This window comes from Curtobacterium sp. MCPF17_047, assembly GCF_003234045.1.
Classification (GTDB): Bacteria; Actinomycetota; Actinomycetes; order Actinomycetales; family Microbacteriaceae; genus Curtobacterium.
Window position 1 is genome coordinate 241596 of sequence record NZ_QKSF01000002.1, and the last position, 23368, is coordinate 264963.

The 23368-nt window shown below is 72.3% G+C and carries 18 protein-coding genes and 1 tRNA gene; 8 read left to right on the forward strand and 11 right to left on the reverse strand.

Annotated features, from left to right (window positions below):
- Positions 1 to 5: 5 nt before the first annotated feature.
- The 8 genes from prfA to argS all read right to left on the reverse strand — a co-directional run bounded on the left by prfA (position 6) and on the right by argS (position 10917).
- Positions 6 to 1088, reverse strand: a complete 1083-nt coding sequence (gene prfA / locus DEJ33_RS03495; RefSeq protein ID WP_110902136.1) for a peptide chain release factor 1 — start codon at positions 1086 to 1088, stop codon at positions 6 to 8.
- A 3-nt stretch (positions 1089 to 1091) separates the two neighbouring features.
- Positions 1092 to 3317, reverse strand: a complete 2226-nt coding sequence (gene rho / locus DEJ33_RS03500; protein WP_111077265.1) for a transcription termination factor Rho — start codon at positions 3315 to 3317, stop codon at positions 1092 to 1094.
- Positions 3318 to 3462: 145 nt separating this feature from the next.
- The gene (thrB, locus tag DEJ33_RS03505) at positions 3463 to 4452 is read right to left on the reverse strand and encodes a homoserine kinase (RefSeq protein ID WP_111043900.1); all 990 of its coding nucleotides are present in this window, start codon (positions 4450 to 4452) and stop codon (positions 3463 to 3465) included.
- A 32-nt stretch (positions 4453 to 4484) separates the two neighbouring features.
- Entirely contained in the window at positions 4485 to 5564 is a 1080-nt protein-coding gene (gene thrC, locus DEJ33_RS03510; RefSeq protein ID WP_110902134.1) for a threonine synthase, read from the reverse strand.
- Positions 5565 to 5627: 63 nt separating this feature from the next.
- Entirely contained in the window at positions 5628 to 6935 is a 1308-nt protein-coding gene (locus DEJ33_RS03515) for a homoserine dehydrogenase (RefSeq protein WP_111077266.1), read from the reverse strand.
- A 28-nt stretch (positions 6936 to 6963) separates the two neighbouring features.
- Positions 6964 to 8385 carry a diaminopimelate decarboxylase gene (lysA, locus tag DEJ33_RS03520; protein WP_111077267.1) on the reverse strand — a complete coding sequence of 474 codons (1422 nt, stop codon included), beginning with the start codon at positions 8383 to 8385 and terminating at the stop codon, positions 6964 to 6966.
- A gap of 88 nt (positions 8386 to 8473) precedes the next feature.
- Positions 8474 to 9244, reverse strand: a complete 771-nt coding sequence (locus DEJ33_RS03525; protein ID WP_111077268.1) for an LmeA family phospholipid-binding protein — start codon at positions 9242 to 9244, stop codon at positions 8474 to 8476.
- Positions 9245 to 9246: 2 nt separating this feature from the next.
- Positions 9247 to 10917, reverse strand: a complete 1671-nt coding sequence (argS, locus tag DEJ33_RS03530; protein WP_111043799.1) for an arginine--tRNA ligase — start codon at positions 10915 to 10917, stop codon at positions 9247 to 9249.
- Positions 10918 to 10990: 73 nt separating this feature from the next.
- Here argS and DEJ33_RS03535 point away from each other — a divergent pair, with 73 nt between their 5' ends.
- From DEJ33_RS03535 to DEJ33_RS03550, 4 genes are all read left to right on the forward strand, one after another.
- Positions 10991 to 11578 carry a hypothetical protein gene (locus DEJ33_RS03535; protein WP_111077269.1) on the forward strand — a complete coding sequence of 196 codons (588 nt, stop codon included), beginning with the start codon at positions 10991 to 10993 and terminating at the stop codon, positions 11576 to 11578.
- 157 nt (positions 11579 to 11735) lie between these two features.
- A tRNA-Arg gene (locus DEJ33_RS03540) sits at positions 11736 to 11807 on the forward strand.
- A 313-nt stretch (positions 11808 to 12120) separates the two neighbouring features.
- Complete coding sequence (locus DEJ33_RS03545) at positions 12121 to 16008, forward strand: Pls/PosA family non-ribosomal peptide synthetase (RefSeq protein ID WP_258374717.1); 3888 nt, start codon at positions 12121 to 12123, stop codon at positions 16006 to 16008.
- A gap of 8 nt (positions 16009 to 16016) precedes the next feature.
- The gene (locus DEJ33_RS03550) at positions 16017 to 17333 is read left to right on the forward strand and encodes a M1 family metallopeptidase (RefSeq protein ID WP_258374718.1); all 1317 of its coding nucleotides are present in this window, start codon (positions 16017 to 16019) and stop codon (positions 17331 to 17333) included.
- Here the strand turns inward: DEJ33_RS03550 and DEJ33_RS03555 are convergent.
- The gene (locus tag DEJ33_RS03555; protein WP_111077271.1) at positions 17330 to 18058 is read right to left on the reverse strand and encodes an SDR family oxidoreductase; all 729 of its coding nucleotides are present in this window, start codon (positions 18056 to 18058) and stop codon (positions 17330 to 17332) included. The two genes, DEJ33_RS03550 and DEJ33_RS03555, sit on opposite strands and share 4 nt — an antisense overlap.
- A gap of 54 nt (positions 18059 to 18112) precedes the next feature.
- Here DEJ33_RS03555 and DEJ33_RS03560 point away from each other — a divergent pair, with 54 nt between their 5' ends.
- Positions 18113 to 18508 (forward strand): MerR family transcriptional regulator, encoded by a 396-nt coding sequence (locus DEJ33_RS03560; protein WP_111077272.1) that lies wholly within the window; start codon positions 18113 to 18115, stop codon positions 18506 to 18508.
- 37 nt (positions 18509 to 18545) lie between these two features.
- On the opposite strand, the gene DEJ33_RS17075 is transcribed toward DEJ33_RS03560, so the two are convergent.
- Together DEJ33_RS17075 and DEJ33_RS17080 are read right to left on the reverse strand one after the other, a co-directional pair.
- Positions 18546 to 19280, reverse strand: coding sequence for a 4'-phosphopantetheinyl transferase superfamily protein (locus DEJ33_RS17075; protein ID WP_111237571.1), 735 nt, complete (start codon positions 19278 to 19280; stop codon positions 18546 to 18548).
- Positions 19281 to 19288: 8 nt separating this feature from the next.
- Positions 19289 to 19492: a hypothetical protein gene (locus DEJ33_RS17080; protein ID WP_111043803.1), complete on the reverse strand. Its 204-nt coding sequence runs from the start codon at positions 19490 to 19492 to the stop codon at positions 19289 to 19291.
- A 222-nt stretch (positions 19493 to 19714) separates the two neighbouring features.
- Here DEJ33_RS17080 and DEJ33_RS17085 point away from each other — a divergent pair, with 222 nt between their 5' ends.
- The 3 genes from DEJ33_RS17085 (at position 19715) to DEJ33_RS03580 (ending at position 23309) form a co-directional block, all read left to right on the forward strand.
- The gene (locus DEJ33_RS17085; protein ID WP_111077273.1) at positions 19715 to 21646 is read left to right on the forward strand and encodes a TPM domain-containing protein; all 1932 of its coding nucleotides are present in this window, start codon (positions 19715 to 19717) and stop codon (positions 21644 to 21646) included.
- A gap of 49 nt (positions 21647 to 21695) precedes the next feature.
- Positions 21696 to 22418 carry a PspA/IM30 family protein gene (locus tag DEJ33_RS03575; protein ID WP_110902123.1) on the forward strand — a complete coding sequence of 241 codons (723 nt, stop codon included), beginning with the start codon at positions 21696 to 21698 and terminating at the stop codon, positions 22416 to 22418.
- Positions 22419 to 22487: 69 nt separating this feature from the next.
- Positions 22488 to 23309: an arginase family protein gene (locus DEJ33_RS03580; protein WP_111194269.1), complete on the forward strand. Its 822-nt coding sequence runs from the start codon at positions 22488 to 22490 to the stop codon at positions 23307 to 23309.
- The last annotated feature ends 59 nt before the right edge of the window (positions 23310 to 23368 follow it).

The following is a 23368-nucleotide window of genomic DNA, read 5'->3' on the forward strand; positions in this document are numbered from 1 at the left end:
GCCGCTCAGGCGTCCTGGTCGCCGATGGCGGCCAGTCGAGCCTCTTCGTCCGCTGAGATGGCGGACTGGATGACCGGCTCGAGCGCACCGTTCATGACACGGTCGAGGTCGTACGCCTTGTAGCCGGTGCGGTGGTCCGCGATCCGGTTCTCCGGGAAGTTGTACGTCCGGATGCGCTCCGAACGGTCCATCCCGCGGATCTGCGACTTGCGCGCGTCCGACGCCAGGGCGTCGAGCTCCTCCTGCTGACGAGCGAGGATCCGGGCACGCAGGACGCGCATCCCCGCCTCTCGGTTCTGCAGCTGCGACTTCTCGTTCTGCATCGCGACCGTGATGCCCGTCGGGAGGTGCGTGATGCGCACCGCGGAGTCCGTCGTGTTGACGGACTGCCCACCCGGACCCGACGACCGGTACACGTCGATCTTCAGGTCGTTCTGGTTGATCTCGACCTCTTCGGGCTCGTCGACCTCGGGGAAGACGAGCACCCCGGTGGTCGAGGTGTGGATACGACCCTGCGACTCGGTCTGCGGCACCCGCTGCACACGGTGCACCCCGCCCTCGTACTTCAGGTGCGCCCACACGCCCTGGGACGGGTCCGTCGTGTTCGACTTGATCGCGACCTGGACGTCCTTGTACCCGCCGAGGTCGGACTCGGTGCGCTCGAGGAGCTCGACCTTCCAGCCCTTGCCCTCGGCGTAGTGCGAGTACATCCGGAGCAGGTCGGCCGCGAACAGCGCCGATTCCTCGCCGCCCTCGCCGCCCTTGATCTCCATGATCACGTCGCGGCCGTCGTCCGGGTCGCGCGGGATGAGGAGTCGGCGGAGGCGCTCCTGGCGTTCGGCCAGCTGCCCCTCGAGCCCGGGGACCTCTTCCGCGAACGCCTCGTCCTCACGCGCGAGTTCCCGGGCGGCGGCGAGGTCGTCCCCCGCCGCCTGCCAGGCTTCGTACGCGGCCTTGATCTGGCTGAGTTCGGCGTACCGCCGGTTGACCTTCTTCGCACGGGCCGGGTCGGCGTGGAGCGCGGGGTCCGACAGCTGCTGCGTCAGTTCCTCGTGTTCCGCCAGCAGCCCTGCCACCGACTCGAACACGCGTTACTCCTGGTGGCCGTTGCCGTGGTGACCGCTGGTCGCCGGCACCGACTTCTGGATCTGGACCAGGAACTCGACGTTCGACTGCGTCTCCCGGAGGTTCCGCAGCACCACGTCGAGCGCCTGCTGCGGGTCGAGCCCGGCGAGGGCACGACGCAGGCGCCAGGTGATCGCGACCTCGTCGGCGGAGAGCAGCTGCTCCTCCCGACGGGTCCCGGAGGCGTTGATGTCGACGGCGGGGAAGATCCGCTTGTCGGCCAGGTGACGGTTGAGGCGGAGCTCCATGTTGCCGGTGCCCTTGAACTCCTCGAAGATCACCTCGTCCATCTTCGACCCGGTCTCGACGAGAGCGGTGGCGAGGATGGTCAGCGAGCCGCCGTTCTCGATGTTGCGGGCGGCGCCGAAGAAGCGCTTGACCGGGTAGAGCGCAGCCGAGTCCACGCCACCGGAGAGCACGCGGCCCGACGGCGGGGTGGCGAGGTTGTACGCGCGGCCCAGACGGGTGATGGAGTCGAGCAGCACCACGACGTCGTGGCCGAGCTCCACCAGGCGCTTGGCACGCTCGATGGCGAGCTCGGCGACCGTGGTGTGGTCCTCGGCGGGGCGGTCGAAGGTCGAGGCGATGACCTCGCCCTTCACCGTGCGCTGCATGTCGGTGACCTCTTCGGGACGCTCGTCCACCAGGACGACCATCAGGTGCGCCTCCGGGTTGTTCTTCGAGACGGCGTTCGCGATCGCCTGCAGGACGACGGTCTTGCCGGCCTTCGGCGGGGAGACGATCAGGCCGCGCTGGCCCTTGCCGATCGGCGACACGAGGTCGATGATCCGCGTCGACAGCTTCGCCGGCTCGGTCTCGAGGCGCAGACGCTCGTTCGGGTACAGCGGGGTGAGGTCCTGGAAGTCGACTCGGGCGGCGGCCTCGTCGGCGGTCTGACCGTTGATCGTGTCGATCTTGACCAGTGCGTTGTACTTCTGACGGCTCTGCTGCTCGTTGTCACGCGGCTGCTTGATCGCGCCGACGACGGCGTCGCCCTTGCGCAGGTGGTACTTCTTCACCTGGCCGAGGGAGACGTAGACGTCCTCCGGCCCCGGCAGGTAGCCCGTGGTGCGGACGAAGGCGTAGTTGTCGAGCACGTCGAGGATGCCGGCGATCGGGATGAGGACGTCGTCCTCGGTGACCTCGGGCTCGAACTCGTCGTTCTGGCCGCCGCGACCGCGCTTGCGGTCACGCTGCCGGCGGGTGCGCCCGTTCTCGGCTTCCTGCTCGGCGGCGCGCTGCTGCTCGCCACGCTGCTGGTCGCCACGCTGCTGCTCGCCGCGCTGCTGTTCCGGCTGCTTCTGGTCCTGCTGCTTCTGGTCGCGCTGCGCGTCGCGCTGGTCCTGCTGCTTCTGCTGGCCGTTCTGCTGCTTGCCGTTCTGCTGCTGGGCCGGCTTCTGCTCGGGCTCGGCCTGCTGCTGAGCGGGCTTCTGCTCGCCCTGGTCGGCCTGGTCGGCGTTCTGCCCGCGGCCACGACCGCGGCCACGGCTGCGTCGGCCACGACGGGCGCCGCCCTCGGTCTGGTCGCCCTGGTCGGACTGGTCGTTCTGCTGGCCCTCGTCCTGGCGGGCGTCGTCCTGGACGGCGTCCTGGTCGCCCTGCTCGACGGCGTCCGCGACCGGGACCTGGGTCTCGGCGGTGGCACCGCGCGACTCCTGAGTGTCGGCCTGCTGCGCCTGACGGTCGCGGCCGCGACCACGACGCTGGCCACTCTGGGCGGCTTCCTGGGCGTCCTTCTCGGCACGGACCTGGTCGAGACCGGCGAGGAGGTCCTCGGTGCCGGTGTGCCCGGCGTTGGTGTGCGAGACCGCAGCGGTCGGCTCGGCGGTGACCGTGCCTCCCGAGGTGACGCGGCGGCTGCGACGGCCGCGCGGTGCGGACTCGGCGGGGGCCTCGGTGGTCTGCGCGGCCGGAGCCTGCGCGATGTCGACCTGCGTGGCGGGCGCCTCGGCCGCTGCCGGTGCGACCTCGGCAGCCGGGGTGCCGGTGCCGGCACCGTCGAGGACCGGCGTCTCCGAGGCGGACGCCTCGGCCGGTCGCTTGTCCTCGATCGATGCGATCAGGTCGCCCTTGCGGAGCTTCGAGAGCCCGGTGATGCCGAGAGACGAGGCGATGCGCTGGAGCTCCGGGAGACGGAGCGTGCGCAGGTCAGTGGGGATCTCCACCGAGGTGGAGGTGGTGACGTCGGTCACGATGCTGTTGTTCCTTCCGACCGCAGAACGCGGAGAGTTTCCACCGGACCCGTGGCAGCGTGCAACGGCCGTCGTTCAGACGACGGACCGGGAACGGTGATCTGGCCAAGAACGGTGATCTGGAGAGAGTGCCCCACGCACCGGATCAGGCTGGCGGTCGACCGTGGATGGTCGAGGCCTGCGCGAGATCGGCTTCGAGCGTCGGGAGCGCCTTCACTGTAGCACCACCCAGATCGACGGCCAGCATGAGCGGGCGCCAGGTGGATTCGGCGTGTCGCTCGACCAGTTCCGCGGCGTCGAGACGCTGTGCCGGATCACTGCCCATGACCAGGAGGCTCGGTCCGGCACCCGAGACGACGGCGGCCAGGCCGTGCTGCCGGAGCAGGCCGATGAGGGCGTCGGTCTCCGGCATCGCACTCGCCCGGTAGGCCTGGTGGAGCCGGTCCTCGGTCGCGGCGAGGAGCAGTTCCGGGCTCTGGATGAGTGCCGCGACGAGCAGCGCCGACCGGGAGACGTTGAAGGCCGCGTCCTCGTGCGGCACCGTCATCGGCTGCAGGGAGCGAGCGAGCTTCGTCGAGAGCGTCGACGTCGGCACGAACACGACCGGCGAGACACCGCGGTGCACGAGCAGCCGTTTGTGTGCCGGGCCGTCCGGGGTCATCCACGCGATCGTCAAGCCGCCGAACAGGGCCGGGGCGACGTTGTCCGGGTGCCCCTCCATCTCGGTCGCGAGGGTGAGCAGGGTCGCGGCGTCCAGGTCGACCATGCCCTCGAGCAAGCCTCGAGCCGCCATCAGCCCGGCGACGATCGCCGCTGCCGAGGACCCCATGCCGCGTCCGTGCGGGATGGCGTTCGTGGCGTGCAGCTCGAGCCCCGGCTGCGCGACCCCGGCGTGCTCGAGGCCTCGGCGGACGGCCCGGACGACCAGGTTCGTGTCGTCCGTCGGGACCTCGCCCGCGCCGACACCGTCGATGGTGACGGTCGCGCCGGGTTCCGAGCGGACGCGGACGACGACCTCGTCGTAGAGGGAGAGCGCGAGCCCGAGGGAGTCGAAGCCGGGTCCGAGGTTCGCCGACGTCGCCGGGACGCGCACACGCACCGCCCGTCCGGCCGGTACAGCATCGTGGGCGGTCATGCCCTCCCCCGGTCCGGACGAGCGGTCGGCGTTCACCGCGCGCTGACCAGTCCGAGCACGTCGGCGATCGCCGCGGTGTCGACGGGGACGCTCGTCGGCGCGACCTCGCCACCGTCCTGGGTGCGGAGTGCCCACTGCGGGTCCTTGAGGCCGTGACCGGTCACCGTGATGACGACCGTGGCCCCCTTCGGGATGACGCCCGCGTCGGAGCGCTCGAGGAGCCCGGCGACGCCGATGGCCGAAGCGGGCTCGACGAAGACGCCGACCTCGGCCGACAGCAGGTGGTGCGCCGCCAGGATCGCCTCGTCCGAGATGGCGCCGAAGTAGCCGTCGGTCTCGTCACGGGCCTCCAGCGCGTACTTCCACGACGCCGGGTTGCCGATGCGGATGGCGGAGGCGATCGTCTCCGGGTGTCGGACGACCTCGCCGTGCACGATCGGGGCCGAGCCCGCCGCCTGGAAGCCGAACATGCGCGGCATCTTGGTGGAGCGGCCCGAGGCCACGTCCTCGCGGTAGCCGCGGGAGTACGCCGTGTAGTTGCCGGCGTTGCCGACGGGCAGGAAGTGGAAGTCCGGCGCGTCGCCGAGGACGTCGACGACCTCGAAGGCGGCGGTCTTCTGCCCCTCGATGCGGTCGTTGTTCACCGAGTTGACCAGGTGCACCGGGTAGTTGGCGGACAGGTCGCGCGCGATGTCCAGGCAGTCGTCGAAGTTGCCCTGCACCTGCAGCAGCTGGGCGTCGTGGGCGACCGCCTGGCTGAGCTTGCCCATCGCGATCTTGCCCTCGGGCACGAGCACGGCGGCGGTGATCCCGGCGTGCGTCGCGTACGCGGCGGCCGAGGCGCTGGTGTTGCCGGTCGAGGCGCAGATGACGGCCTTCGCGCCGTGCTCGACGGCCTTCGAGATCGCCATCGTCATGCCGCGGTCCTTGAAGGAGCCGGTCGGGTTCATGCCCTCGTACTTCACGTACACGGTCGCGCCGGTGCGCTCGGAGAGTCGACGCGCCGGGATCAGCGGGGTCCCGCCCTCACCGAGCGTCACGATCGGGGTCGCGTCGGTCACGTCGAGTCGGTCGGCGTACTCGCGCAGGACTCCCTGCCACTGGTGGGCCATCAGGCTTCTCTCTCTGTCCGGTGGATCGGTGTGGATGGGTCTGTCGGGAGGCGCGTGCCGGCGTCAGGCGCCGACGAACCGCAGGACGCTGGTCACGTCCAGGACGACGTCCTCGCCGCGGAGTGCGGCCACGGTGTCGGCCAGGTCGGCTTCGCGCGCCAGGTGCGTGCCGATGACGAGCGTCGCGGTCCCCTCGGTGGCGCCCGTGGTGGTCTGCTCGACGGTCTCGACGCTGACGCCGTGGGCCGCGAGCACCCCGGCGACGGTCGAGAGCACACCGGGTGCGTCCGACACGTGCAGGGAGATCTGGTAGCGGGTGCGGACGGTCCCGATCGGGAACACCGGCAGCGCCGACCGCGTCGACTCGGCGACGCCCGGACCACCGATGACGTGCCGTCGCGCCGCGGACACCAGGTCGCCGAGGACCGCGGAGGCCGTCTCGACCCCGCCGGCTCCCGCGCCGTAGAACATGAGGTCACCAGCGGCCTCGGCCTCGACGAACACCGCGTTCTTCGCGCCGTGGACGCTGGCCAGCGGGTGCGACTCCGGCACCAGTGCCGGGTAGACACGGGCGCTGACGCCTTCGCGGCCGTCGGCATCGGTGAGGCGCTCGCACGTGGCGAGGATCTTCACGACGTAGCCGGCCTTGCGGGCGGCGCGGACCTGCTCGATCGTGACCGAGGTGATGCCCTCGCGGTGCACGGCGGCGAGCGGGACCGAGGTGTGGAACGCGATCGAGGCCAGGATCGCGGCCTTCTGCGCGGCGTCGTAGCCCTCGATGTCCGCGGTCGGGTCGGCCTCGGCGTACCCGAGCTCCGTCGCGGTGGCCAAGGCGTCCTCGAACGTCGCGCCCTCGCGGTCCATCAGGTCGAGGATGAAGTTCGTCGTGCCGTTGACGATGCCCATGATGCGCTCGATGCGGTCACCCGCGAGCGAGTCGTGCAGCGGTCGGATGATCGGGATCGCCCCGGCGACGGCGGCCTCGTAGTAGAGCTGCGCGCCGACCTGCTCGGCAGCGGCGAAGAGCTCCGGGCCATGGGTGGCGAGCAGCGCCTTGTTGCCGGTGACGACGTCCGCACCGGACTGCAGCGCCTGCAGCACGAGCGTGCGGGCGGGCTCGATCCCGCCGATGAGCTCGACGACGATGTCGGCGCCGAGGATGAGCGAACCGGCGTCCGTCGTGAACAGCTCCCGCGGCAGGTCGACGTCCCGCTGGGCGTCGACGTCGCGCACGGCGATCCCGACGAGTTCGAGGCCGGCGCCGGCACGCGTGGCGAGCTCCGGTCCGTGCTCGAGCAGGAGTCGTGCGACCTGGGAGCCGACCGAGCCGGCTCCGAGCAGTGCGACGCGGACGTTGCGGTATTCGATCATCTGGTGGGGGTCTCTCCGGGTCGGGTTCTCAGGCGTCCGTACCGGCGTCGGGTACCGGCACGACGCCCGTGTCGCGGGCGAGGAGGTCGTCGACGCTCTCGCCCCGCACGAGGATACGGGCTGCCCCGTCGGCGACTGCGACGACCGGCGGACGGCCGACGTGGTTGTAGTTGCTCGCGAGGCTCCAGCAGTAGGCACCGGTCGCGGCCACGGCGAGCAGGTCGTCGCGGTGCACGTCGCCGGGCAGGTACTCGTCGTGGACGACGACGTCACCGCTCTCGCAGTGCTTGCCCACCACCCGGGTGAGCACCGGGTCGGCGTCCGAGGTCCGCGCGAGCCGCGCCGTGTAGTCGGCTCCGTAGAGCGCCGGCCGGACGTTGTCGCTCATCCCGCCGTCCACCGAGACGTAGGTGCGCGTCGCGGCGGATCCGTCCTCGGAGTCGACCGTGACGGGCTTGATCGTGCCGACGCGGTAGAGCGTGACGCCGGGCGGGCCGACGATGTACCGGCCGGGCTCCACCGCGATCTCGGGCACCGGGATACCTCGGGACGAGCACTCGTCCGCGATGATCACGGCCAGGGCGTCGGCGACGTCCTCGGGTTCGAGGGCGGAGTCGGCCTCGGTGTAGTCGATCCCCCAACCACCGCCGAGGTTGAGCTCCGGCACCGGACCCGACTCGACGAGCGTGGCGTGCACGTCCATGAGCCGACGGGCGGCCTCGCGGAACCCGCTGTCGTCGAAGATCTGCGATCCGATGTGCGAGTGCAGCCCGACGAAGGCGAGCGAGGGCTCGGCACGGACGGCGGTCGCCGCCTGCACCGCCTCGGACAGCGGGATGCCGAACTTCTGGTCCTCCCGCGCGGTGGCGAGGAACTCGTGTGTCGAGGCGTGCACGCCGCTGTTGATCCGGATGCGGACCCGCTGCGTCACCCCGGCGTCGGCGGCGATCCGGGCGACCCGGCCGATCTCCTCGTGGCTGTCGAGCACGATCGTGCCGAGGCCGACCGCGACGGCGCGCTCGATCTCGGCGTCCGACTTGTCGTTGCCGTGGAAGCCCATCCGTGCCGGGTCGACGCCCGCGGCCAGTCCGACGGCGAGTTCGCCCATCGTGCAGACGTCGAGCCGGAGGTCCGCGTCGGCCATCCAACGCGCGACGTGCGTCGTCCAGAAGGCCTTCGCCGCGTAGTAGACGTGCGCCCGCGTCCCGATCCGGGTGAACGCGTCGGTGAAGGCGTCCCGCACGCGGACGGCACGCGACTGCACGTCACGCTCGTCGACGACGTAGAGAGGGGAACCGAAGCGCTCGACCAGCGCGTCAGCAGCGACCCCACCGATCGCGAGCATGCCCTCGTCGGTACGGGTCGCGGAAGCGGGCCAGATCCGGTCCACCAGCTCGGAGGCGTCCGCCGGGTACCGCAGTCGCGGCGGCGCAAGGGGGTTCTCGCTCACGGGACCCGATCCTATCCGGCCGGGGCGTCCCTCCCGGCCATGTGACGCCGCCTGTGGACGGCCGTCGGACACGGCACCACGCGCCCGGTCAGCAGCGACCGGTGGTGCGGAGGCCCGCCTCGTTGAGGGGCAGTTCGTCGGCCGTGATCCGGACCGTCGCCGCCGCCGAGGTCACCCGGAGCGAGCGCACCCGGAGCTGCTCCGGCAGGAACTGCGCCGTGCACACCGGCACCGGGACGTCCGAGACGCCGGGGATGTCGTCGACGTCGAGCCCCAGTGAGGAGTTCGTGATCCGCACCGTCTTCGGCGTGATCGTCACCCCGCGCCCGTCGGACTGCGCCGTGACCGAACCGTCCGCCGCGTAGCCGATCCGGAAGCCGAGCACCGAGGCACTCCCCCGCAGCTCGACCCCACCGTCGATCAGGCGGACCCGCTCGAAGAGGGGCGAGTACTTCGCCAGGTCCTTCACCGCACCGGAAGCGAGCCGGACGGTGCCGTCGACGTCGTGCACAGCACCCTTGCCGTCCACCGGCAGGTCGTGCGCCGTGACGTCGGCGGCGAGCGGGATGCCCTCCACCGTGAGTCGGTCCGAGGTGATCCGGACGTCGTCGAGGGTGCCGCGGAGCAGCTGCGGGATGACGACCCCCGGCACGTGTGCGTCGACCGTTCCCGTCGTGCCGTCCGGCAGCGACTGCTCGACCTGCGACGCGACCGTCCGGTCCACCACGCCGCGGAGCACGAACTCCGCCACCACGACGAGCACGGCGAGGACCACGAGGACGACGACCAGCACGATCGCGACCGTCCGGCCGCGGCGCTTCGGACGTCGGCCCGCTGCCGGCGCTGCTGCGGACGACACGACTACATCCGGTCGGGCGCGCTGACGCCGAGCAGCCCGAGACCGTTGCGGACGACCTGCCCGGTGGCGTCGTTCAGCCACAGGCGCGTGCGGTGCAGGTCGGTCACCGGCTCGTCGCCCAGCGGGGTGACGCGGCAGGAGTCGTACCAGCGGTGGTACAGCCCGGCGAGCTGCTCGATGAAGCGCGCGATGCGGTGCGGCTCGCGGAGCTCGGCGGCCTGACGGAGCACCCGCGGGTACTCGGCGAGGGCACCGAGGAGCGAGCTCTCCGACTCGTGCGTGAGCAGCGACGCGTCGAAGACCGACCGGTCGACACCGGACGCCGCGGCGTTCCGCGCGACGGACTGCGTGCGGGCGTGGGCGTACTGCACGTAGAAGACGGGGTTGTCGTTCGTCCGCTTGGTGAGCAGGTCGAGGTCGATGTCGATCGCGGTGTCGCTCGCGAACCGGACGAGGGCGTACCGACCGGCGTCGACACCCACCGCGTCGACGAGGTCCTCCATCGTCACGACGGTGCCGTTGCGCTTCGACATCCGGAGCGGCTGGCCGTCCTTGAGCAGGTTCACCAGCTGACCGATGAGGATCTCGAGGTTCTTGCCCGGCTCGTCCCCGAACGCAGCGCACATCGCCATCATGCGACCGACGTAGCCGTGGTGGTCCGCGCCGAGCATGATCAGGTTGCGCTCGAAGCCGCGCTCGCGCTTGTCGAGGTAGTAGGCCAGGTCACCGGCGATGTACGCGGGCTCGCCGTCCGACTTGATGACCACACGGTCGCGGTCGTCGCCGAAGTCCGTCGTGCGGAGCCACAGTGCGCCGTCGGCCTCGTACATCCGGCCCTGCTCCTGCAGTCGGGCGATGGCGCGGTCGACGGCCTTCGACTCGTGCAGGGAGTTCTCGTGGAAGTAGACGTCGAAGTCCACCCCGAAGTCGTGCAGGGAGCGCTTGATGTCCGTGAACATGAACTCGACGCCCTCGCGCCGGAACAGCTCCTGCGCCTCGTCGCGCGGCAGGTCCGTCACGTCGAGCCCCGGCTCGAGCGTCGCGAGCACCCGGGCAGCGATCTCGCCGATGTAGGCGCCGCCGTAGCCGTCCTCGGGTGTCGGCTCGCCGAGCGCGGACGCCAGCAGCGACCGGGCGAACCGGTCGATCTGGTTGCCGTGGTCGTTGAAGTAGTACTCGCGGGTGACCAGGCCGCCCTGCGCCTGGAACACGCGGGCCAGGCTGTCGCCGACCGCGGCCCAGCGAACCCCGCCCATGTGGATCGGACCGGTGGGGTTCGCTGAGACGAACTCCAGGTCGATCCGCACCCCGTCGTACAGGTCACCGTGGCCGAAGGACTCCCCCTGGTCGACGACGGTGCGCGCGACCTCGCCCGCCGCGGCGGCCTCGAGCGTGATGTTGATGAAGCCCGGACCCGCGACGTCCACCGACGCCACACCGTCGAGCTCGGTCAGCTCGCCGGCGATCTCCGTGGCCAGCTCCCGCGGGTTCGTGCCCAGGCGCTTCGCGAGTTGCATCGCCGCGTTCGACGCCCAGTCGCCGTGCGCCCGGTTCTTCGGACGCTCCAGAGCCACGTGCGAGTCCTCGATCGTCACCGTGTCGGCAGCACCTCGTCGCTCGACGATGCCCGTGAGGATCGACAGGTACGCTTCGGAGAGTTCGGCAGGAGTCACGGCGGACGAGTCTACCGGGACACCCAGGCAGCACCCGGACCACGCCGGGCACCATGCAGCAGGATGGGGCGTCATGACCTCCCGCAGCCTCCGGGCGATCAGCATCGCCGCCCTCGTGCTCCCCGCCGCCCTCGTCCTCGCCGGCTGCTCCGGTGGCGACGGCGACGGCACGACCGCCTCGGCCTCGGCGACCGCCGGCGTCGTGGGACGACCCGTGACGCAGACCTGCGACGAGCTCGTGCCCGCCGACACGTTCAGCGTCTACGGGCAGCGGTTCGACCGCGTCCGGTCCCCGAAGCCGACGAAGGGCTCCCCCGTCGCTCAGATCGTCGCCCAGGACGGTCGGGTCTGCACCTGGCGGTCCACCACCGACGACAGCGTGACCGTGACCGTCGCCGTCGCCCACCTGCCGCAGGAGCAGCTGACGCAACTCGAGGACGCCCTCTTCGAACAGGGTGGTTCCGTCCCCACCTACACGGTCGAGGGCTACTTCAGCCTCGCCGGCAGGACCGGCCGCGCCGACGCCTTCGCCGACCGCTCCTGGATCCACACCTCGTCCTCCCTCTACACCGAACCCGGCACCGCGCAGCCCGTCGTCGACGCGGTCCGGGCAGCGGTCGCGCCCGACACCACGGCCCCGAGTGGGTCCCCGACGCCCTGATCGGACCGCTCGGCGGACCGCCGTCGGACGGGAGGCGCGGGGCGGGGCCGGCACGGGCCTCCCGTCCGGTGGGGCGTCCTGTCCGGAACAGCAGGCCGGAGGCCGGACACGCGTACGAGGGCGCGGTCCGGACCTGCTACGGTTGATGTCACCCCGGGCCCCCATAGCTCAGGGGATAGAGCACTGCCCTCCGGAGGCAGGGGCGGAGGTTCGAATCCTCCTGGGGGCACAGTGACACTCCCGCGCAAGCTGACGTCCTCGCTGCGCTCGGTCGGCAGCGCGCGATGTCGGCTTCGCCGACTGATCCCCCGTGGCGACTCCGGTGGGCCGGCGCACCTCGTCGTGGTGACCCCGGTGGGTCGGCGCACCTCCTCGTGACGACTCCGACAGGGTGACGCACCTCGTCGTGGCGACTCCGGTGGGCCGGCGCACCCCGTCGTGGTGACCCCGGTGGGCCGGCGCACCCCGTCGTGGCGACTCCGACGGGTGAGCGTCACCGCTGTTTCCGAGGAGGACACCTCGGGGCCCTAGGATCACGCGGCGTGACGCACTCCACGCAGCGGGAACTCGACCGGGGCAGCCTCGCGGCACCCGCCCGGACCCTGCTCGACGTCCTCACTGCCACCGCCGCGACGCACCCTGACGCCCTGGCCCTCGAGACGCCCGAGGGGCCGCTCGACTACCGCGCGCTCGTCGCCCTCGTGCACGAGGGCGCCGACGACCTGGCACGGCACGGCGTCCGCCGCGGCGACCGGGTCGGCATCCGCATCCCCTCCGGCGGCCGCGACCTCTCGCTCTCGATCCTCGCCGTCCTCGCCGCCGGTGCCGCCTACGTCCCCGTCGACGCCGACGACCCCGAGGAACGCGCGACCCTCGTCTTCGGTGAGGCCGGTGTCGTCGGCGTCATCGGGGCCGGCGGGGTGCTCCGCGACCGCGCCGGCGCAGCCCTGCCGGTCACCGACCCCACGGCGAGCGCCGAGCCCCCGACCACCGACGACGACGCGTGGGTCATCTTCACCTCCGGGTCCACGGGGGTGCCGAAGGGCGTCGCCGTCACCCACCGCTCCGCTGCCGCGTTCGTCGACGCCGAGGCGCGGATGTTCCTGCAGGCCGCTCCGCTCGGTCCGGCGGACCGGGTGCTCGCCGGGCTCAGTGTCGCGTTCGACGCGTCGTGTGAGGAGATGTGGCTGGCCTGGGGGCACGGCGCCTGCCTGGTCCCGGCGCCCCGGTCGTTGGTGAAGAGCGGTGTGGACCTCGGGCCGTGGCTCATCGCGCACGGGATCACCGTCGTGTCGACGGTCCCGACGCTCGCGGCGCTGTGGCCGGACGACGCGTTGGAGTCCGTGCGTCTGGTGATCTTCGGCGGTGAGGCGTGCCCGCCCGAGCTCGCCGCCCGCATCGCGTCGCGGGACCGGGAGGTCTGGAACACCTACGGACCGACCGAGGCCACGGTCGTCGCGTGCGGGGCCCTGCTCGACGGCAGCACCCCGATCCGGATCGGGCTGCCGCTCGACGGGTGGGACCTGGCCGTCGTGGACGCCGAGGGGCAGCGGGTCGCGCCGGGGCAGGTGGGTGAGCTCGTCATCGGGGGTGTCGGGCTCGGCCGTTACCTCGACCCGGCGAAGGACGCGGAGAAGTACGCGCCGTTCCCGACCCTCGGGTGGCCGCGGGCGTACCGGTCCGGCGACCTGGTCCGCTACGACCCGGAGGGGCTCGTCTTCCAGGGTCGTGCGGACGACCAGGTGAAGCTCGGTGGGCGGCGCATCGAACTCGGCGAGATCGACGCCGCGCTCCAGGCGCTCGACGGAGTCGCGGGTGGTGCTGCCGTGGTGCAGCGGACCCCCGCCGGCAACCAGGTGCTCGTCGGGTACGTGGCCCCGGTCGCCGGCGCGCCCATCGACACGGCCGCGGCGAACGAGCGACTGCGACAGGAGCTGCCCGCCGCGCTCGTGCCGCTCCTGGCCGTGGTCGACGTCCTGCCGACGCGCACGTCGGGCAAGGTCGACCGGGCGGCCCTCCCCTGGCCGCTCGAGGGTGTGACCGGCACCGACCTGCCGCCGACCGTCGCGTGGATCGCCGAACGGTGGTCCGCGATCCTCGGCGTGCCCGTCGCGGACGTCGACGACGACTTCTTCGCGCACGGTGGCGGCTCGTTGACCGCTGCGCAGCTGGTCTCCGCGATCCGCGAGCGGTACCCGACGACGACCGTCGCCGACGTGTACGACCATCCCCGCATCGGTGCACTGGCGGACGCGCTGGACGAGTCCGGTCCGGTCGCCGCGGTCCGCCGTGACGTCGTGCCGGTCCCGCCCGCGACCGGTGCGCTGCTGACCCTCCTCGGGCTGCCGCTCCAGGTGCTCCGCGGACTGCGGCTGCTCAGCTGGACGGCGCTGGTCGCACAGGTCCTGCACGCCACGACCATGCCGTTCCTGCCCGTGCTGCCCTGGCCGGCGCTCGTGGTCGGTCTCCTGCTGTTCGTCAGCCCCGCGGGCAAGATGACGCTCACGGTCGTCGCGGCCCGTCTGCTGCTGGCCGGCGTCCGTCCGGGCGACCATCCCCGTGGTGGGTCGGTGCACGTGCGGGTCTGGCTCGCCGAGCGGATCGCCGAGGCGGTGGACGGTCCCTCCACGGCGGGCGCGCCGTGGATCAGCTACTACGCCCGCGCACTCGGCGCGACCGTCGGTCGCGGCGTCGACCTGCACACGCTGCCGCCCGTGACCGGCATGCTCACGATCGGCAAGCGGGCCTCGGTCGAACCCGAGGTGGACCTCGCCGGGCACTGGGTGGACGGCGACGTCTTCCGGCTCGGCCGGGTGCACGTCGGAGCGGACGCGGTCGTGCACAGCCGCTCGACGCTGATGCCCGGCGCCCACGTCGGTGCCGGCGCCGAGGTCGAGGCCGGTTCCGCTGTCGCCGGCGCCGTCCCCGACGGCGAACGGTGGGCTGGTTCTCCCGCCGGACGCGTCGGCTCGGCACGCCACGGCCGGGAGGCGCGCCCCGCCTCCCCGAGACGCTGGCTGCTCGCGTACGGGGTCGGCTCCGTCGCCGTCGCCGGGCTCCCCGTGGTCGGGGTCGCCGCCGGGCTCGCCGTCGTCGCCGCGGTGGTCGGGCGTCCGGACTCGCTCGGCGCCGTGGTGGGTCCGGCCTTGGTCGCCGTCCCGCTCGGCACGGTCGTCGCCGGCGTCGTGTACGCGGGCCTCGTCGTCGCCGCGGTCCGGCTCCTCGGACTCGGACTGGTCGAGGGACGACACCCGGTGCGCTCACGGACCGGCTGGCAGGTGTGGAGCACCGAGCGGATCCTCGACGCCGCCCGGACGCTGCTGTTCCCGCTGTACGCGAGCCTCGTCACGCCGCTGTGGCTCCGGCTGCTCGGTGCGCAGGTCGGTCGGGACACCGAGATCTCCACCGTGCTGCTCATCCCCGCACTGACGCAGATCGCTTCGGGTGCGTTCCTGGCCGACGACACGATGGTCGCCACGTACGAACTCGGCGGTGGACGGGTGAAGATCGGCCGCTCGAAGGTCGGGCGTCGGGCGTTCCTCGGCAACTCGGGCATGACCGGTGCCGGTCGCTCGGTCCCCCGCGAGGCACTCGTCGCGGTGCTCTCGGCCGTGCCGAAGAAGGCCGAGCGCGGGTCGTCCTGGCTCGGCAGCCCGCCGGTCCGCCTGCGCCGGGCCGCCGCGCAGTTCGACGAGGAGCGCACCTTCCGGCCGCCGACCCGCCTCAAGGTCGCCCGCGGCGCGTGGGAGCTGCTGCGTCTGCTCGCCCCGATGGTGTCCGCCGCCATCGCCCTCGGCGTCGCGTCGACGCTCCTGGCGTCCTGGAGCACCGTCGGCATCGGGTGGACGGTGCTGCTCGCCGGCCCGGTGCTCATCGTCGCCGGAGCGGTGGCCGCGGCCGTGTCGACCCTGGCGAAGTGGGCCTTCGTCGGCCGGATCACCGCGACCGAGCACCCGCTGTGGTCCTCGTTCGTCTGGCGCAACGAGGTGCAGGACACCTTCGTCGAGACCGTCGCCCGTCCCTGGTTCGCCGAGCAGGCCATCGGCACGCCCGCCCTGTCCGTCTGGCTGCGGAGTCTCGGCGCGATGATCGGCCGCGGCGTGTGGTGCGAGACGTACTGGCTGCCCGAGGCGGACCTCGTCACGATCGGCGACGGCGGGACGGTCGCCCGCGGCACCGTCGTCCAGACCCACCTGTTCCACGACCGCGTCATGCAGCTCGACGCCGTCACCCTCGACGCGGGGTCGACGCTCGGCCCCCACGGCGTCGTCCTGCCCGCCGCCCGCATCGGCCCCGGTGCGACCGTCGGACCTGCGAGCCTCGTCATGCGCGGCGAGCAGGTCCCCGCCGGGACGCTCTGGGCCGGTAACCCGATCGCGCCGTGGGGACGCCCGCCGTGGCGTGACGCCCCCGGGGCCGTGACAGACTGACCGGCACCGTGAAGCAGACCGACCCCGCCGCCGACCCGTACACCCCGCACAGCGGCGACCGACGCTGGTCGAGCCGCCACCACGACCTGCACCTCGACTACCGCGTCGCCACGAACCGCCTGGACGCGACCGCGACCGTCACTGCGGTGGCGAACGAAGCGCTCGACCGGGTCGTCCTCGACCTGCACGGGCTGTCCGTCGACCGGGTCGACGTCGACGGTGTCCGCGCGAAGAAGGTCTCCGTCGGCACCCACAAGACGACCGTCACGCCCGCGACGCCGATCGCCGCCGGAGCCGAGTTCACCGTGCACGTCCGCTACCGCGGCGCACCCCGACCGCTCCGGAGCCCCTGGGGCACGCTCGGGTGGGAGGAGCTGACCGACGGCGTGATCGTCGCCAGCCAGCCGATCGGTGCGCCGTCGTGGTTCCCCTGCAACGACCGGCCCGACGACAAGGCGACCTACCGGATCGAGCTCACCTGCGAAGCCGGGTACGACGTCGTCGCGAACGGGGCACTGCTCGGCCGTGACCGCACCGCACGCGGCAGCCGGTGGACCTTCGCCGTCACCGAACCGATGGCGTCGTACCTCGCCACGGTGCAGATCGGCCGCTACCGCACGACGACGATCCGCGGCGGCGACGTCCCGGTCACGCTGCACCACCCGGCCGACCTGACCGCGGCGGTGAAGACCGACTTCGGACGGGTGCCGGACATGATCGCCCTGTTCACCGACCGCTTCGGCCCGTACCCGTTCGCGGAGTACGGCGTCGTGGTCACCGACGACGAGCTCGAGATCCCGCTCGAGGCACACGGCCTGGCCGTCTTCGGCCGGAACCACGTCGACGGCGAACACGGGACCGACCGGCTGATCGCCCACGAACTCGCCCATCAGTGGTTCGGGAACTCGGTCACCCTCGGGCAGTGGCGGGACATCTGGCTGCACGAGGGCTTCGCCTGCTACGCCGAGTGGCTCTGGTCCGAGCACCGCGGCGGTGCCTCGGCGGACGTGCTCGCCGCCGAGCACCGGGCCGGCCTGCTCGACCAGCCGCAGGACCTGGTGGTCGCCGACCCGGGCGCTCGGGACATGTTCGACGACCGCGTCTACAAGCGTGGGGCGATCGCCCTGCACGCCCTCCGTCGGACGATCGGTGACCAGGCCTTCACCGCGGGGCTCCGGACCATCACCGAACGGCACCGCCACGGGACGGTCGCGACGACCGACGTCGTCGAGGCGTTCGCCGCGGCGGACGACAGGACGCCCGTGGACGTGCTGCTCGCCATCGGGCCGTGGATCGACGAGCCCGGGGTGCCGGACCTGCCCTAGTCCCGGGGTCGCGTCTCCCCCGCGAGCATCCGGGCCAGGACCGCGTACAACTCCTCGGGGTCACGGGCGAGCATCTGCTTGACCAACGCCGTCTGCTCGTCCACCACGACCTCGTACACGCCGCGCTCCACCCCGTCGAGGGTCGCGCGCGCCACGTCCGCCGGGTCGGTCTTGGCCAGCGGGACTCCCGCCGCCATGTCCGTGTCGGCGATGCCGAGGTGCACGGACATCACCGATGTCCCCTGTCCGGCCAGCTCGTGGCGCAACGCGTTGCCCATGTTCCACAGGGCAGCCTTCGACACCGCGTACGCGGAGGCGCCCGGCATGGCCAGCCAGGAGGCGCCCGAGGCGATGTTCACGATGCTCCCACCACCGTTCGCGGACAGCACGGGTGCGAACGCCCGGATCACGGACAGGGTGCCCCAGACGTTCGTGTCCATGTCGGCGTGCGCCGCGTCCAGATCACCCAGCAGGGTCGCCGTGGTGGCGATCCCGGCGTTGTTGATCAGGAGGTCGGTGTCGGTCGCGACAGCGGCGGCGGCTGCGACGGACGCCGGGGAGGTGATGTCGAGGGCGAGCGGCTCGACGCCCTCGAGGTCGATCAGTTCAGGCCGGCGGGCGGTGGCGTACACCTTCGCCCCGCGTTCGACCAGCTGGGCGGCGAGGTGGCGTCCGATCCCGCGGTTCGCGCCGGTGACGAGGGCAGTGGCTCCAGAGATGTCCATGCCGCTACGGTAGAACCTGACGTCAGCGTGAGGATCAAGCCCAGGGGGTCGAGGATGCGGATCGGTGCACTCGCCGAACAGGCCGGCGTCAGCGTGCGGTCGCTGCGGTACTACGAGGAACGAGGCCTCCTCGAGTCCGAGCGGACTGCAGGAGGACACCGGGAGTACCGCGAGTCCGACGTCACGCGTGTGCGCTTCATGCAGATGCTCTACGCCGCGGGCATGCCGAGCCGCCGGATCATCGAGCTCCTGCCCTTCCTCGACACCGGGGTCGCCACGTCGACGATGCTCGACCACTTCGACGAGGAGAGCGATCGCATCCGACGCCAGATCGAGGCCCTCACCGCCACCCGTGATCGCCTCGCCCGGCTCCGCGGCATCGCGGCGGAGTCGGTCGCTGGTCGGCCGCCGGAGGAGTGTCGCTCCTCAGCGAACGCCGCCGCCGCCTGATGGCCGGTGTCGTCCCCGGGCGCTGAGCACCACGCCTCTACGGGCGCTCTCCGCTCTCCCGGTCGGAGACCAGCCCGACGCGTCGGTCCTGGACCGTGACCGGGGCGCCCCCTGCCGCGACGGCGAGCACGAGGTCGTCACCGAGCCGGAGGACCGTCACCGGCTGCACGAGGCCGTCGAAGCGGGCGGTGTGCCCGCTGGACTCGGGCGTGACCCGGTCGGCAGCGACGGACTCCGGCGTCATGCACCCGAGCACCACGTCGACCTCGGTCGGGTCGACACGGAGGCCCCGACCGTCCCGTTTCAGGACGGCCTCCTTCACGGCCCAGCACGCGGTGAGGTCGACGGCGGCGGACCCGGACCGTCCGGCTCGCTGACGCTCCCCCGGCGTGAAGGCGTCGAGCTCGGCGGCGGCGACGCGGGAGAGGCGTTCGACGTCGACGCCGATCGCGCTCGGGACGATCGCGCTCGGGTCGGTCGTGGCGGGGCTCGTCGAGCCGGAACTCGTCGTGGCGCGGCTGGTCGTGCTCGGGCCGACGGCCAGTGCGAGGACGCCCGTCGTCCGCGACAGGCTGACACCGATGTCGTGACCGTCCACGACGGCTGCCGGTCGGCCGTGGTCCGCGGCCCCGCAATGCGCGCAGCGACGCTCGACGCGCACCAGCGCCACGGCGGTGTCGGTGACGTCCGCGACGAAGGCGACCAGGGCCTCCCGGTCGGCGGCGCGCGTCCCACGTCCGGTCAGGACGCGGACGACGACACCGTCCGACACGGAGCCCTTCAGGCGTGCGTGAGGGCGATGAGTGCGACGTTCATCGTCGCGTACTTGCCCTCGGACCGGGTGGCCTGGCGGACGCGGCCACGGAGGACCTCGTACCGGCCGTCGCTCTCGCGGACGAACCCGATCACACCGCTCAGCGGTGTCGACACGCGGTGGTACCCGTCCTCCAGTGGGACGACTTCTGCAGTGGTCGCTCGCTCCATTGCTGGACCCCTTCCTCGTTGACGTGGACTCACCATACCCCGCTTCGGGGGACACGCCTCCCGGATTGTCCGCATCCGGCTCGGAGCCACGGAGGCGATACGGGGTACAGGTCGACGCCTCCTGACGGAGTTCTCCACAGCCCGGGCCGGTCCAGCGGGTGCCTGGATAGACTCCGAGCGACGGCCACGGACCAGGTCGACAGGACCACGGAAAGAGGACGGATGCGCGCGGTCGGAAGCAGGACGGACTCCGGGTCGGCGAGGGTGACGCGGCTGTCGTCGGGGATCGTCTCGGCGGTGACCGCGATGGCGCTCGTCGTGCTCCCCGCAGCGGGAGCGCAGGCCACCGCACCGGTCGACATCGGCAGCGCCTACGTCGTCGACGACGCCGACGCACTGACCGACGCGCAGCAGGCCGACGTCGAGCAGGCCGTGCAGGAGCTCTACCAGGACACGCAGACCCAGCTCTACGTGGTCTTCGTCCCGTCGTTCACCGACCCGACCGACCACACCGCATGGGGCGCGGCGACGCTGCAGCGGAACCAGATCGAGACGGACGGCATCCTGCTGTCCGTCGCGGTCGACGAGCGGAACTACGACGTCCAGCAGACGAACGAGACCGCGATCAGCTCCGGCGACGTCGAGAACGCTGTCGACTCGGACCTGCTCCCCCGGCTGAAGCAGGGGCAGTGGGCCGCTGCGGCGACCGCGTTCGCCGCCGGACTGCAGCAGACCCAGCAGCCCGCCGACCTGACCTGGCTGTGGATCCTGCTCGGCCTCGCCGTGCTCGCCGCCGTCGTCGCGGTCCTGTTGATCCGTACCCGCAACAGACGCCGCGCGGCCGCGGCACGCGAGCAGCAGGAGCAGACCCTCGCCGAGCTCGAACGCCGAGCCGGTGGCGCCCTCGTCACGATCGACGACGAGATCCGCACCGCCGAGCAGGAGGTCGGGTTCGCCGCGGCCCAGTTCGGCGACGACGCCGCGAAGCCGTTCGCCGACACCGTCGCGATCGCCAGACGCGAGGTCCGCAAGGCCTTCGCCCTCCAACAGCAGCTCGACGACGAGGTCCCGGACACCGCCCAGCAGCGCGTCGACTGGTCGAACCAGATCATCGCGACGTGCGAGCAGGCCCACGCGGCGATCGAGTCCCAGACCGAGGCGTTCGACCAGCTCCGGGCGCTCGAGGAGACGGTGGACACCGCCTCGGCCGACCTCACGACGTCGCTCACCGCGGCTCCCGCCGCCGTCGACGCAGCCCGCGCCGCTCTCGAGCGCGTCCGGAACGCCTACACCGGCCGGACCCTCGCGACCGTCGCCGACAACGTCGACCAGGCCGTCGAGGTCCTGCGGTACGCCGACGAGCGCGCCGCCGCAGCCCGGACGGCCCTCGCCGCCGGTGACCGTGGCGCAGCGGTCGTCGCCGTCCGCGACGGCCAGCACGCGCTGGCTCAGGTGCAGCAGCTCACCGGTGCCGTGACGGCCGCCGAGACCACCTTCGCCGACGCTGCCAGCCGCGCCGAGGCCATGCGCGCCGACATCGAGGGGGACCTCGCCGCCGCCGGCACCCTCACCACCGGTGGTGCGGACCTGGCCGCCGCCGTGGCGCGAGCGCAGCGGGTCCTCCGCGCCGACGTCGACCCGCGCGACCCGGTCGGCGCCGTCGACGCACTGACCAGGGCGAACACCGACATCGACGCGGCCCTCGCCAGCGCCCGCACCGCCGAAGAGCAGCACCGCCGCGCGACCCAGGCCCTCGACGCCGCGCTGCGGGACGCCCGGAGCCGGATCGCCCAGGCCCGCCAGTACGTGACCGTCCACCGCGGCGGTGTCGGCTCGACCGCCCGCACCCGTCTGTCCGAGGCCGAACGCGCGCTCGACGACGCCCTCGACCTCGCGGTGACCGACCCCCAGCGTGCGCTGCAGGCGGCCCGTGCAGCCGAGCAGTACGCGGCCGCGGCCATCGACGAGGCGGACAACGACATGGGCGGATGGCCCGGTGCCGGTGGGGGCACGGGTGGCGGCCGCGGTGGCGCCCAGCTCGGCGGACTCGTCACCGGCATCGTCCTCGGCGGCCTGCTCGGCGGGCGCGGTGGCAGCTACGGTGGCGGCAGCTTCGGCGGGGGCGGCGGCTTCTCCGGCGGCGGCCGGTTCTGACCAGACCTCTCGAACAACCCAGCAGTCCATCCACGAAAGGGAACCAGCAATGGCAAAGCAGTCCATCTTCGGCCGCATCTCCACACTCGTCCGGGCGAACATCAACCAGCTGATCGACAACGCCGAGGACCCGCAGCTGATGCTCGACCAGCTCGTCCGCGACTACTCGAACAACATCGCGGACGCCAAGAGCGCCATCGCGCAGACGATCGGGAACCTCCGCCTGCTCGAGCAGGACAACGAGGAGGACGTCCGCGCCGCTCAGGAGTGGGGTCAGAAGGCCGCGAACGCCTCCGCCGCTGCCGACCGGTACCGGGCCGAGGGCAAGGCCTCGGACGCCGACAAGTTCGACAACCTCGCGAAGATCGCGATCGGCAAGCAGATCGCCGCCGAACAAGAGGTGCAGGACAACGCCGCACCACTCGCCACGCAGAACGAGCAGGTCGAGAAGCTCAAGCAGGGTCTCGCCGGCATGGAGCAGAAGCTCGAGGAGCTCCGGTCGAAGCGGAACACCCTCGTCGCCCGTGCCAAGACCGCCGAGGCGCAGTCGAAGGTGAACGACGCCCTGGGCAACATCGACATCACCGACCCGACGAGTGACCTGGCCCGCTTCGAGGAGAAGGTCCGCCGCGAAGAGGCGAAGGTCATCGGCCAGCAGGAGCTGCAGGCCTCCAGTCTCGACGCACAGTTCGAGAGCCTCGAGGACGTCGGCCGCGACGCCGAGGTCGAAGCCCGTCTCGCCGCCCTGAAGTCCGGCGGCCCGACGGTCTGACCCCGACCGGTCGGCACACGCTCGACGACTGCTCCGGACGACGTCGGACCCGCCTGACAGACTGACACGATGCGCTTCATCGTGGTCGGTCAGTGGCAGGGTTCGGCGTCGTCGCGCGCCATGCGGCTCGCGGACGGAGCAGCCGCCGTCGCAGCGGACCTCCCCCGCACGGCGACCACCACGATCGACGTGCCGACCGGTGCCGGCGACCGCCTCGACACCGCGGTCGCGCGGTACACCTCGGTGCTCACGGTCTCCGGCTCCGTCGCCGCGGAGGCGGCTGTCGCCACCGAAGCCGTCCTCGTGATCGGTGGTGACGGCTCCAGCGTGCTCGGCGCCTCCGTGCTGGTCGGGGCGGACACGGCGGTGGTGCGCCTCTCCGGGTCGAGTGGGTTCCGGGCGTTGAACCGCGCCCAGCCGGTCGCGGCCGAGACGGCCGCACTGCGCCTCCTGGTCGACCGCCCGTCGGAACTGTTCCCGGACCTGCCGGTCGTCCCGGCGTCGTCGGTGGTGGTCGCGGGCACGCGCGGCACCGAGTCCGCCGAGGCGGCCGCACTCGACCGGGCCGGGATCACCCACCTCGACGTGGACGCGGCGACCCCGGACGCCGTCCGTGCCGCGGTCGAGCGCACCGGTGCCGGCAGCGTGTTCGTGCACGTGGACCTCGACGTCCTCGACCCCTCGCAGGTCGACGGGCTGCTCGAACCGGTCCCCTTCGGCATCGACGGCGCAGCCCTCGTCGCCCTGGTCCAGGCGGCCACGGACGGACGACGGCTCGTCGGAGCAGCCCTGACCGGGTTCGCCCCGGTCGACCCGAGCCGTGCCGTCGAGGACCTGGGCGTGATCCTGCGGGTCGTCGGCGCCCTGTCCACCGCGGCGCGCGCGGCCTGACGCACCCGTCGGGTGCGGTTCTCCACCGGGCGCACCGCTCCCGGCCGATGACCGCCCGG